This is a genomic window from Burkholderiales bacterium (assembly GCA_035518095.1).
In the GTDB taxonomy this organism is placed as follows: Bacteria; Pseudomonadota; Gammaproteobacteria; order Burkholderiales; family JAHFRG01; genus JAHFRG01.
Genome location: DATIXX010000045.1, coordinates 23,575 through 35,586, shown reverse-complemented (window position 1 = coordinate 35,586; position 12,012 = coordinate 23,575). Strand labels below are relative to the sequence as shown.

At 56.5% G+C, this 12,012-nt stretch carries 9 protein-coding genes and 1 other RNA gene; 3 read left to right on the top strand and 7 right to left on the bottom strand.

The genetic code is table 11. The features are described 5' to 3' along the window. Positions 1 to 12: 12 nt before the first annotated feature. Entirely contained in the window at positions 13 to 1,359 is a 1,347-nt protein-coding gene (locus VLV32_08515; protein HUL41928.1) for a DEAD/DEAH box helicase, read from the top strand. Next, positions 1,360 to 2,388, top strand: a complete 1,029-nt coding sequence (locus VLV32_08510) for a DUF6352 family protein (GenBank protein ID HUL41927.1) — start codon at positions 1,360 to 1,362, stop codon at positions 2,386 to 2,388. Between the two features lie 175 nt (positions 2,389 to 2,563). Here VLV32_08510 and VLV32_08505 read toward each other — a convergent pair whose 3' ends face one another. Together VLV32_08505 and VLV32_08500 are read right to left on the bottom strand one after the other, a co-directional pair. Next, on the bottom strand, positions 2,564 to 4,453 hold the full coding sequence (locus VLV32_08505; GenBank protein HUL41926.1) for a protein kinase: 1,890 nt from the start codon (positions 4,451 to 4,453) through the stop codon (positions 2,564 to 2,566). Between the two features lie 15 nt (positions 4,454 to 4,468). Further along, a complete protein-coding gene (locus VLV32_08500; protein HUL41925.1) occupies positions 4,469 to 6,217 on the bottom strand; it encodes an ATP-binding protein in 1,749 nt (582 codons plus the stop codon). 434 nt (positions 6,218 to 6,651) lie between these two features. Here VLV32_08500 and gabD point away from each other — a divergent pair, with 434 nt between their 5' ends. Continuing rightward, positions 6,652 to 8,145 (top strand): NADP-dependent succinate-semialdehyde dehydrogenase, encoded by a 1,494-nt coding sequence (gabD, locus tag VLV32_08495; GenBank protein HUL41924.1) that lies wholly within the window; start codon positions 6,652 to 6,654, stop codon positions 8,143 to 8,145. Between the two features lie 218 nt (positions 8,146 to 8,363). On the opposite strand, the gene VLV32_08490 is transcribed toward gabD, so the two are convergent. The 5 genes from VLV32_08490 to ubiG form a co-directional block, all read right to left on the bottom strand. Beyond that, complete coding sequence (locus VLV32_08490; GenBank protein HUL41923.1) at positions 8,364 to 9,287, bottom strand: alpha/beta hydrolase; 924 nt, start codon at positions 9,285 to 9,287, stop codon at positions 8,364 to 8,366. A gap of 12 nt (positions 9,288 to 9,299) precedes the next feature. Beyond that, entirely contained in the window at positions 9,300 to 10,178 is an 879-nt protein-coding gene (locus VLV32_08485) for a hypothetical protein (protein ID HUL41922.1), read from the bottom strand. A gap of 37 nt (positions 10,179 to 10,215) precedes the next feature. Continuing rightward, positions 10,216 to 10,579: a transfer-messenger RNA gene (ssrA, locus tag VLV32_08480) on the bottom strand. A gap of 51 nt (positions 10,580 to 10,630) precedes the next feature. Next, positions 10,631 to 11,278, bottom strand: coding sequence for an HAD-IA family hydrolase (locus VLV32_08475; GenBank protein ID HUL41921.1), 648 nt, complete (start codon positions 11,276 to 11,278; stop codon positions 10,631 to 10,633). A 41-nt stretch (positions 11,279 to 11,319) separates the two neighbouring features. Continuing rightward, the gene (ubiG, locus tag VLV32_08470) at positions 11,320 to 12,012 is read right to left on the bottom strand and encodes a bifunctional 2-polyprenyl-6-hydroxyphenol methylase/3-demethylubiquinol 3-O-methyltransferase UbiG (protein ID HUL41920.1); all 693 of its coding nucleotides are present in this window, start codon (positions 12,010 to 12,012) and stop codon (positions 11,320 to 11,322) included.

Sequence of the window (12,012 nt, the reverse complement as noted above, 5' to 3'; positions counted from 1 at the left end):
GGAGAATGAACTATGCCTTTTAGCAAACTCGGCCTCTCGGCCGAAATTCTGCGCGCAATTAGCGACCAGGGTTATAGCGAACCCACGCCTGTGCAGGAGCAGGCTATTCCGCCGATACTTACCGGGCTGGACGTGATGGCCAGAGCTCAGACCGGCACCGGCAAGACCGCGGGCTTTACCTGGCCCATCCTGCAGCGCTTAAAAATTCATTCCAATACCAGTACGTCTCCGGCGCGGCACCCAATACGCGCGTTGATTTTGGCGCCGACACGCGAGCTGGCGATGCAGGTGGCGGAAAGCGTTCGCACTTACGGCAGATATCTCATGCTGAAACCTGCAGTAGTCTTTGGCGGTGTCAACATCAATCCGCAAATTAAGGAATTGCAGTCAGGCGTAGATATACTGGTGGCTACCCCCGGGCGGCTGCTGGACCACGTGCAGCAGAGGACTGTTAATCTGTCCAGAGTGGAAATCCTGGTGCTGGATGAAGCGGATCGCATGCTGGATATGGGTTTCTTGCCGGACATCAGAAGAATTCTTGCACTGCTACCGACAAACAGGCAGAACCTGCTTTTCTCGGCCACTTTCTCCGAAGACATCAAGAAACTTGCGGACAGTCTTATGAAAAAACCGGCGCGAATTGAAATTGGACGAAGCAACGCCGCGGCGGAGATGGTGCAACATGTGGTGCATTTAGTTGATCAAAAGCGCAAGCGCGAACTGCTTTCGCACATTATCAAATCGCAAAATCTGCAGCAGGTACTGGTTTTTACCCGCACCAAGCATAGCGCTAATCGGCTTGCGCAGCAGCTGGTGCGCGATGGCATCCATTCCACCGCGATCCACAGCAACAAGAGCCAGCCGGCGCGCATCCAGGCATTGGCGGATTTTAAAAGCGGCAAAGTGAGAGTACTGGTTGCAACGGATATTGCGGCGCGCGGACTGGATATTGAGGAATTGCCTCACGTGGTGAATTACGAGCTGCCGCATGTCGCCGGAGACTATGTACACCGCATCGGCCGGGCGGGCCGCGCCGGCAGTTCCGGCAGCGCGATATCGCTGGTGTCGCCAGAGGAAACGGATCAGCTCAAGGACGTCGAACGCTTCCTCAAGTTCACACTGCCCGTCAAAGCCGTGCCCGGTTTTGGGCCGAATCAGAGAGCAGATCATCACGACAGAGGCCGACCGGGCATGGAGAAGCCGCACGCTTTTAAACGTGAGCACAGCAACGTTGTACATATTGCGCCGGCGGGCAAGCCGCGTGTTGTGCAGCAAACGCTTGCGCAGAGGCAACCTCATCCGAAGAAATCGGTACCCGCATTGTTTTTACCGCCTGGCAAAGCAAAACACAGCGCTTGAGTGCAGCTCGTCAAGATGGTCGATTTCTGGACCAATTGCGGATTTCATCAACTCAAGCGGGAAACACATGGGCGGCTGGTTCTCACCGACGATTTCCTGCGCAGTTACTTTATGCGGCCCGAATTGCACCCTATTCCGGGCTCTTGTGCCAGCGAGCGCACCCTGCATCAAGACCTGTTGGCCGATCCGCGGGCTCAAGTGCCTGATGCGCGCGTCGCCGCGATTGCCGACGAAGATTCCCGGGAAAATTACCGCATCATGCTTCGTTTCAGGGAGCGATTGCTAGCAGCACCGTCGCTAGAGGCGTGTTATGCCGCAATCTTTCAGGACGCCGACGCGACAGTACCGCCGCTTTTCATAGATCATTTGGTTCAGGTGATTTTGCGCCACATTCTCGAGTGGCACCCTGAACCATTGCGGGCGCGCGCGGCGGAAATGCTGTTCCGGGAGCAGAAAATCAGTTTCAATAACGGCGCAGTCCTGGCGGCAGATGCAGCAACCCTAAATACACATGCGCAAAACGGCGGTCTTGGCAACATCGGGCGCTTTCTCATCGAGGCGCAGGCCCCATTGAAAGACCTTGGCCTGACCGTGCTGGACGACGAAAACGCCGCATTTTACTGGGGGCGCGACGAATATCACGATACGGTGCTTGTGTTAAATTCGTCTCATCCCGGCTGCGCTGCGTTGTGCCGCGTCCTCGAAGCATGGATTGAGCATTTTCATAAAGTGCCGGTAAAGGTGAACGCGGTGCCTAAAATCGAGAGCGAGGAATGGTTCTGGCATGTCGGCCTGGATGCCGAGGCGAGCGCCATCCTAAATGACGTGTACCTCGGCAAGGAGGTATCGGAGGAACGCCAGCGCCGGCTGTTGTGCCTGTTCCGATTGGATTTTCTCGATGCTCAAGATATGCGCACAGAAATCGCCGGGCGACCTGTATTTCTCGGCATGGCGATGACCGCCGACAACCGGTTGCATATGAAACCGCAGAACCTATTAATGAATCTGCCGCTGGCGCGGCGCTCCTGAGGCGGGGACAAATATGAGATTCCCTAAACTCGATCGCGCACGTGCCGCGGGATTTTGCTTCGCTCAATCGAATTAGCATCACGTTTCTCAAGGCGATCGTTCCGGGCGATTGCCGAGCACCATGCCGAACGCGCGCCCGTAGTCCAGAGTTACGATTTCCCGATTCTCATGTTTCCTACCGCCCGTGCTGCGACTTGATGCTGTCGAGGATGCCGCTGTCAAGCGAGGATGCCCCTTCTTCTTGGCCCAGCTGCGGCCGACGCTCAGCGACGAGCTTGGGCGTTTGCCGGTAGGTGAGATAGCGCTGCAGCGCCGCATGCACGTGGCTTTTCAGCAGTCGGACGTTCACCGGCTTGTTGAGGAAACGGAAGATCTGTGCCTGATTAATGAGCTCGATCACGAGTTCCGAATCCGACGCGGTGGTGACGACGACGGACAGGATTTGCGGATGCTCCTGTTTCAGGAGCTTCAACATTGCGGTTAGTTGCTCGTGGCCGGAGTCAATATCGGCAATCACGACCGCGATTTCCTGTGACCGTAATGCTGCGAACGCGGATTCGAGATTCGCTGCGTGGATTACCTGGCACAACCCGCCGATTAGCTCGCGCGTAACGCGGAAGATTTCTTCGTCCTTATCTATTACCAGTATTCCTGCATCCATTTTTTTCGGAAGTGCCACCGGCTCGGTCTTGGTATCGGCGAGCTCCAGCGCAATGGTCGCCGCCTCTGCGATGATTCGCTGCAACTCACTGTTGTCCCACGGTTTGCTGATGAAGCGGTAGACCTCGCCGTCATTGATCGAGCCTACGATCGCGGCCAGGTCGGAATAACCGGTCAACAGGATGCGTACGCTGCGCGGCGAAATCTCGCGCGACCGGCGCAGCAGTTCCACGCCCTGCATCACCGGCATGCGTTGATCGCTGACGATAACGTGCATCTGGTGTTTGCCGAGAAAATCAAGCGCCTTGTTGCCGTCGGTGGTGGCGAACACATGATAGCGCGTCCGGAAAAGCGATTTGAGCGCAGTCAGTATTCTTTCTTCGTCGTCGATTACCAGCAGGCATGCTCTTTTCACGCCGGTATCGAGGCTGATTGCGCTTTCGCCGGCCATCTCCAGCAGTATGTCCACGTTCTCGGCAACCGGCTTCGCCCCGGCGGTATTGAGGAGCTTCGCCGCGTTGAGCAGCGCCTTGCTATCAAGCGCCGCGGCGGCCGGGCCGGCCGCAGCACCGCTCGAATTGAGGGACGCACCGAGCGCTTCGCGAAACGCCTCGGAAAATTCGCGCGCGCTCTGAAAGCGATCCCGGCGATTCTTGGCAAGCGCTTGTTGCAGCACGCGGTCCATTAGCGGCGACAGCTTGGGATTCAGGAGCGACGGATTGGCCGGCGTCTCGTTCAACACCTGCTGCATTATAGTGGCGGCGGTCCCGTAAAAGGGTTTGCTGCCGGTCAGCAGCTCATACGCGATCACGCCAATCGCGTACAGGTCGGCCAGCTCATTGACATCGGCACCGAGGAACTGCTCGGGGGCCATGTAATGCAGCGTGCCGAACACGTCTCCGGACTGTGTCAGATCAGAAGACTCAATGTGCGCAATGCCGAAGTCGCTGATTTTGATTCGGCCGTCGTTGTTGATCATGATGTTCGACGGTTTGATGTCGCGATGTATGACGCCTTCGCCGTGCGCATAGCCGATGCCGTCGAGCAACTGGCGGATTATCTCGCCGACTTCGTGCATTTCGTACACAGTTTCCTGCGCCAAGTGCCGCGCCAGGGTCTTGCCGTTGACCAGCTCCATCACGATGTATTCGGTTTCTTCGTCCTCGCCATAGTCGTAGATCTGCACGATGCGCGGATGCACCAGACGGCCGACGGCCTGCGCCTCGTGCTGGAAGCGATTCCTCACCTGTTTAAGCTCGCCGGGGTCAAGCGAAGCCTTGGCGATCGCTTTTATCGCGACGCTGCGCGAGATCGCGGGATCCCATCCCTTGTAAACGACGCCCATGCCGCCCTTGCCGAGTACGCCCTGTATTTCGTATTTGCCGATTTTGACTGGATGCGTCATTGCCGTGGCGTGGTGTTATGCAGCAGTTTTTGCTTCGGCCGGCGGTTTCACCGGCAGCCACACGGTAAACGTAGTGCCGGCGCCGACCTTCGATTTGACGCTTATGCGACCGCCGTGCTGTTGGACAATCTTGTAGGATATGGAAAGCCCGAGCCCGGTACCCTTGCCGATTTCCTTGGTGGTGAAGAATGGATCGAATATCTTCGGCAGTACTTCGGGCGGGATACCTTTGCCGTTGTCCGCGATATCGACTTCTACGCCGTCGCCGTCGCGAGTCGTGGTGAGAGTGAGTATGCCGTTGCCGGCATCCATCGCCTGGGTCGCGTTGGTAATCAGATTGAGGAACACCTGGTTGATTTGCGACGGCGCACAGGAAATTTCAGGAATATTGTCAAAGTATTTTTTGACCGTGACTGATTTCAACATGTGCTTAGCGAGTAGCAGGGTGCTGTCGAGGCCTTCATTCAGGTTGAAGCTCGTCACTTTACTGCGATCAAGACGACTGAAGTCCTTCAGGTTGCCGACGATCTCCGCTACCTGGCCCGTGCCGTAGAGTCCGTCCTTGACCAGTTTGTTCAGCTCTTCTATCACACGGTGCTGCTTGAGTCGTGCGATCTGCGCCGACACCAGCGCGAACTGACGGTTCAGTTCCTCGGCGTTGGCGTTGCCGCCGGCCTGCAACAGCGCGAGTAGCCTCTCGGAGTGCTCAATCACGGTGCCGAGGTTGGGCAGCGTATCGGCAACCGTGCCAAGGCTGTTCTTGACATAAGCGAGCGGCGTATTGATTTCGTGCGCAACGCCCGCCACCATTTGGCCGAGGGACGACATTTTCTCTGACTGGATAAGCTGCGCTTCAGATTCTTTGAGATGTTTGAGCGCTTCGGACAATTCGCGCGTGCGCTCTTGAACGCGGAGTTCGAGGCTCACGTTCGCGGCCTTAAGCTTGGCGCCGAGATAAGCCAGCAGGATCAAGAGAGCGCTGGCGTAGGCGATCAGGTAAACGCGATAGCGCTCCTTGTCCTGCAGCGTTACCTCGAGCTCGCGGCTGAAGGAAGACGTCAGAGTGTCCAGGCGCGGGCCGGAGGTCAGGTACTCAAGCTTGGTGAACAACGCTTGCGCGGCCGCCTCATGCTTGAGCAGTGCTTGCACCGCTGCTGCGAGTTCGCTTGCTTTATTGCGCAGTGGGTCGGGAAATTCCTGGAGTTGCGCTGCGCCGGCTTCGAGGCTCGCGCGCTGCGGGTCCTGCGCCAGCCAGTAGTATAGCGGTGCCGCAGCAGCCAGTCGGCTCAGTGCTTGCTCCAGGTCCGGGGAGCGCGGTCGCAGTTCGGACGCCAGCGTACTCAGTTCCGCGCAGTCTTTGAGCACCGCTTGCAAGGAATCATTAGCACTGCGGTTTTCTTGCTTGAATTTCTCAACCAGCTCCGCTTTTTGCAAGATCGCCTTTCTGAGTTCCGGAAGCCCGGCGCTTAATGCCGCGCTTCGCGTCGTTTGCAACGCGCTATCTAGGTTCTGAAGTGTTTTGAAGGCGACGGACCTACGGTTGCTCACAGGCAGCTCATTCGAGCCGAACTCGAGACGCGCCCGCAGCACGTCTACGTCCCAGCGCCCGTCAATTTCCTTCAAAACGCGCAGGTCATCCAAAATCTCGTTCCGCTCGCGCAGGTCGACTGCCTGGGTCTTGCTGTAGAGAAACAGCAATACTCCTGCCAATACTAGCGCGGCGAGGCCCAGCAAAATGTTATGCAGCAGGTCGGACTTGATCATATAGCAGTCTGATTCATGGTCATTTGCGGCTGCCGCATACACCGATCCGCTTAGCGTTTGGCCTGGGTCATTCAGTCAATTGCTGAGACGTTTCCGCCGGCAACTTTGTAGGGATTAAACTGGGATCATTCGGTAAATACCGGGCAATCTACCTGAACCTTTGAAAAGAGGCAATTCGATTCTCGCGCCAGCGCCGTTCCCCAACGCTCGCGGTCTTCAATGTTGCACGTTGCGGCTTGCCATGCATTTGGTAAAATCGCCGGCGGCGGCAGTTGTGCCTCTTCAAGCGAGCTTGTTCTGCGGCCGGATTGCGCAGAATACAAAGGTTCAGAGACCACAAACCAGGAAACACGTATACAATAATATGTGCGCCGATCGTTTTGAAACGGTTCCGGCAATCATTATCGCAATACTTATGACCTCTCCAACAGCGCATGAATGCACCAGATAGCATTGTTTCGCTCAAGCTAAATAACACTGCATTGTTCCGGCAGCAGTGTTGCGTCAACGGTGAATGGGTCGATGCCGACAGCAATGCGATATTTGCCGTCGCCAACCCGGCGAATGGCACGCAACTTGGCACGGTGCCTGATATGGGCGCCCAGGAAACGCGACGCGCAATACAAGCCGCGCACACCGCGTGGCCTTCCTGGCGCGCGAAGACCGCCAAGGAGCGGGCGGTCGTGCTGCGCCGCTGGTTTGATCTCATCATGGCCAACCAGCAGGACCTTGCATTGCTGATGACGGCCGAACAAGGCAAGCCGCTGGCGGAGTCCAAAGGAGAAATTGCGTACGCCGCGTCCTTTATCGAATGGTTTGCTGAAGAGGGCAAACGCATATACGGCGACACCATTCCTCAGAATCACCCCGACAAGCGCCTGATCGTAATCAAGGAACCGATCGGCGTCTGTGCCGCGATTACCCCGTGGAATTTTCCCGCGGCAATGATTACCCGTAAAGCCGGGGCGGCACTCGCAGCCGGCTGTGTCATGGTGCTAAAACCCGCGGAACAAACGCCTTACTCGGCCTTGGCGCTCGCCGTGCTCGCCGAGGAGGCCGGAATATCGAAGGGGGTGCTGAACGTGGTGACCGGTGACGCGCCGACGATAGGTGGCGAAATGACTGCCAATCCGCTGGTGCGCAAGGTCACCTTTACCGGTTCCACCGAGGTCGGGAAGCTGTTGATGAGCCAGTGCGCCGGCACGGTGAAGAAAATCTCGCTGGAGCTGGGCGGCAATGCGCCGTTCATTGTGTTTGATGACGCGGATCTGGATGCCGCAGTCGAAGGGGCGCTGGCGTCCAAATATCGCAACACCGGACAGACTTGCGTGTGCGCCAACCGCATCCTGGTTCAGGATGGCGTCTATGACGCTTTTGCCGCAAAACTGGTAGCGAGAGTCAAAGGCTTCAAAGTCGGAAACGGTATGGAAGCGGGCGTGGTTCAGGGTCCGCTGATCGATGCGCAGGCGTTGCAGAAAGTGGAGGGCCATATCGCCGATGCCACGGCCAAAGGCGCGAAACTACTGTTGGGCGGCAAGCGCCACGCCCTGGGAAGAACTTTTTTTGAGCCCACCGTGCTCACAGACGTCACTACCGGCATGCGGCTCGCGCACGAAGAAACGTTTGGCCCGGTGGCGCCGCTATTCCGCTTCAAAACGGAGCGGGACGCGGTATGCATCGCCAACGACACCGAATACGGACTCGCGGGATATTTCTACAGCCGTGACATTGGACGAATTTTCCGTGTTGCCGAAGCGCTCGAATGTGGAATGGTGGGCGTCAATACCGGCCTCATTTCCAATGAGGTCGCGCCATTCGGAGGAGTGAAGCAATCCGGGATCGGCCGCGAAGGTTCCAAATACGGAATTGAAGAGTTTGTGCAGCTGAAATACATTTGCTTCGGCGGCATAGAAAAGCCTAACGCCTAGCCTATCAGCAGATAACCAAGAGCGTTCTTCAAGCCGCGCACCTTGTCCCATTTGCGTGCTGTGCGTGCACTGCCGCTCGCGATGCTGCGTTGGATTGAAGCCGGTCGGCGATCAGAGCGGGCGAATTTAATTCCGAGATAAACGCCGATAACGCGCTCCTGGATGACAGTAAAATTGGATGAAAATCGTAACGCTAAACACGCCGGCGTGCGCGCAGCTCACCCCGTGGAAACGGGGATGCTCGAATCCGGGGCAAGCAGAAAATCGCGCACGATTTTGATCTGGTCCTCGGACATCAACATTGGCGCATGACCAATACCGGAAAATTCGACCAATTCGGTGTGCGCTTTGCGTTCGCACATTTTCGCCGCAGTTTCTTTGAGCAGGAAATCGGACTGTGCTCCGCGCAGAATCAACACCGGGCAGCGTACATTTGACCAGATGTTCCATAAGTCCAGGTCTTGGAAAAATTTTCTTTTGAACGGCTCACCGATTTTCGGGTCGTATTTGAAGCCATAGCTGCCGTCATCAAACCTCCTCACGGTGTGGGTGATGAGATGGCGCCACTGCGCTTCGGTGAGCGGCCCGAATGTGGAGTACACTTTGCGAAAGTCGGCTTCGAATTGCTCAATGCTGGCGTAGCGCGGATCCTTGCCGACATAATCACTCAGGATGTTCAGGGCGTTGGCGGGAACGAGCCAGCCAACATCGTTCATTACCAGGCGCCGTATCGGCGATTTCGGTTGCGCCGCCAGCATCATGCCGATCAGACCGCCCATCGACGTTCCCACCCAGTCGACGTAACGTACGGATGGACGGCGCAACAGCCTGGCAATGAAGCGCGACACCCGGGTGCCTGGACCAATGCGCGCAATCAGTGCCGCCATGTCGGAAAGATAAACCGGGTAACTGTAATCCTCGCTGTGGGCCAGCCAATCGCTTTTTCCGCGGCCCGCGACGTCGGGGCACACCACGTGGCAATCGTTCGCCAGCGCCATGGCGAGAAAGTCGAAGTCGCGCGAGTTGCGAGTGAGGCCGTGCACGCAAACCACAGCATGCGGATTATCGGGACTGCCCGATTCGGTATAAGCAATGCGATGAAAGCCGTGAGGGCCGAGGCTCAGAAAACTGTTTTCTCGCATTTTTCGCCCTCGCTAAGCTTGGTTAGGTAATTCCCAACATGCCGCAATTGCCGTTTTGATCCAGGCGCAGTCACTGCTCAGCGTGCTCAACCGATAATAGCTTTTACGCCCGATTTCCGATTTTTCCATTTTTCTGATTTTCTCCGCTTTGATGTTGGCTCGGTGTGCAACGAGTCCCATGCGTCCATATTTCTGCTGTTCAATGATTATGTCTTCAATCGGACTTTCGGAAAACCACACCCAGTCATCAAGGAAATCGCTGGCCAAAGCTTGCAGCCGCTGATACAGCGGTTCGTCGATCTTTTCACCGGGCGCGAGTTCCCGGTAATCATTCGCTACGCTCTCCGATTCAAAGTTCCAACGTTCTGTCCACTCGGCTTCCAGGCCGTCGCTCGAGAAAAGCTCGATTTGATCGTTGTTCTTGCTGATTCTGAAAAAAGCATGATGTTCGCCGGTGACAACATACCCTGCGTATTCGCCGACGCGAATTTTCATTAACGCAATGGCATGCCTGAGATAGCCATTTTCCTCAACTTCAATGTCCAGTTGCATTTGGCTTCCGGCGCGCTCAGAGTCCTCAAGCGGCCGGACCTGCTGCTCGGTGACTTTGCCGTTCTGGATCACCGCGCTGCCACTTACCGCGTCGCGGTGATTGATCCATTGCAGCTTGATCGTCAGGTCGGGAAAGATTTGCGAGGTGGTGACGAAAGCCGGAAAGGGAATGCCCCGGTTGACTTCGAAACGGTAAACCACATCAGGTGAAATATATTGCTCCTGCAGGCCCTGAACATCATCTTCCTTAGCCAGCAGCGCGCCGATTTCGCGCTTAAAGGCATCGAGCGATTTAGCGTCACCACTTATTGTAACGGTAGTTTGAAACGCGGCGGACATGTCGATCCAATTGGAATGGCTGAAAGGATTTTATTGTTGGTGGAGGCGGGGGGAATCGAACCCCCGTCCGCAGGCCCTCTACATGCAGTTCTACATACGTAGTCAGGCTGTTTGATTTAGCCGGAACGCCGCCAGCCGACGGGCTGCGCCACGGCGAGTTACCTATGATTTAGTGCTTGCTCAAAGTAACCCTGAGCAGCACGATCTCATGTAAATGACTCTGTTGTCGGTTGCCCGACCCGGCCCATGAGCGTTCCGGTGCAGAGTCCAGCCGGGATTAAGCGGCTAGAGCGTAACGCATGTCGTTCGCGTTTAATTGCTTTCCAGTGGATTTGCGAGGGAACTGGTCCTCGGTATGCCCTGCGCTGCGTTGCGACCTACGTCGAAACCAAGTCGCCCCCATTTCTAAAACCGAAAAACAGCAATGATCATTATCTCATAAATGGGTGCTATCAAAGAAATTGCAAGATTTCGAGAGGGTTAAAGATATGCGCGTCGGCGCCCCAAGTTTCGGGACGGGCGCCGTTTCCGAGATAGCCATAGCGCGCGACCATTGACTGCATCCCTGCGGCGCGCGCGGCCAGAACGTCGCGTTCGTCGTCGCCGACATAAACGCAAGCCGGTGGCGGTATGCCGATTTTGCCGCTCGCCAACAGCAGCGGTTCCGGATGCGGCTTCGAGTTAATGCCGGTATCGCCGCTGACGATGCAGGAGGCACGGCGGTCGAGCTTGAGTTTTTGCATCAGTGGCACGGTGAAGCGCTTCATCTTGTTGGTAACCACACCCCAGGGCATTCGTCTCGCTTCAAGTTCCGCCAGCACTACGGGAATATCGGCGAACAGCCGGGTATCGTGGCAAAGTCGCTCTTCATAGAAATTCAGAAATTCAGCACGCCGGGCGTCATAAGCCGCATCTCCCGGCGCGAGATTGAAACCGATCTTCATCAGGCCGCGGCCACCCTGGGAGACGTACGGACGTATGCTCGCCAAGGGCAGAGCGGTCAGGCCATGTTTTTCACGCTGGCGGTTCAGTGCATATCCCAGATCGGGCGCAGTGTCGGCGAGAGTGCCGTCGAGATCGAACAGTACCGCTTTAATCATGGTGAAAAATGATACGCGACCAAAACCCCGAACGCCCAGTATTAATCCGCCGTTGCATGCAAAATGTAATTTGCATCGGTGTCAATTCCAATGGCGTAAATTTTGCTGAATGGGTTGTAGGTCAGGCCGGTAATGTGTTCTACGTTCAATCTGGCATCGCGGCAGAAGCGCGCCAGCTCCGATGGCTTAATGAACCGGGCATAATCGTGGGTTCCGCGCGGCAGGAGTCTCAGTACATACTCAGCGCCGATGACCGCGACCAGATACGATTTCAGATTGCGATTGATGGTTGAAAAAAATATATGACCGCCCGGTTTAACGAGTTCGGAGCAGGCTCGCACCGTGCTCGCGGGATCCGGTACGTGCTCGAGAAATTCCATACAGGTGATGATCTCGTAATAACGCGGCTGCTCGCGCGCCAGGTCTTCTACGGCGACGTTACGATAATCCACGTCGTTACCCGATTCAAGCAGATGCAGCCGCGCGACCTTGAGCGCGCCCTCTCCCAAGTCTATTCCAGTCACGTGTGCTCCGCGCGCGGCCATGCTCTCCGCGAGAATGCCGCCGCCACACCCGACATCCAGCACTACTTTACCGTTGAGGCCGGCGAGCTTGTCGACGTAATCGAGGCGCAGTGGGTTCATGTCGTGCAGTGGCTTGAACTCGGCATCCGGGTCCCACCAGCGGTGCGCGAGCTTACTGAATTTCTCAAGTTCCAGCGGATCGACGTTCAT

Excerpts from the sequence above, each read along its gene's own strand:
- VLV32_08515 (HUL41928.1), top strand. The coding sequence starts at position 13 with ATGCCTTTTAGCAAACTCGGCCTCTCGGCCGAAATTCTGCGCGCAATT.
- VLV32_08505 (HUL41926.1), bottom strand. The coding sequence starts at position 4,453 with ATGACGCATCCAGTCAAAATCGGCAAATACGAAATACAGGGCGTACTC.
- VLV32_08500 (HUL41925.1), bottom strand. The coding sequence starts at position 6,217 with ATGATCAAGTCCGACCTGCTGCATAACATTTTGCTGGGCCTCGCCGCG.
- gabD (HUL41924.1), top strand. The coding sequence starts at position 6,652 with ATGAATGCACCAGATAGCATTGTTTCGCTCAAGCTAAATAACACTGCA.
- VLV32_08490 (HUL41923.1), bottom strand. The coding sequence starts at position 9,287 with ATGCGAGAAAACAGTTTTCTGAGCCTCGGCCCTCACGGCTTTCATCGC.
- VLV32_08485 (HUL41922.1), bottom strand. The coding sequence starts at position 10,178 with ATGTCCGCCGCGTTTCAAACTACCGTTACAATAAGTGGTGACGCTAAA.
- VLV32_08475 (HUL41921.1), bottom strand. The coding sequence starts at position 11,278 with ATGATTAAAGCGGTACTGTTCGATCTCGACGGCACTCTCGCCGACACT.
- ubiG (HUL41920.1), bottom strand. The coding sequence starts at position 12,012 with ATGAACGTCGATCCGCTGGAACTTGAGAAATTCAGTAAGCTCGCGCAC.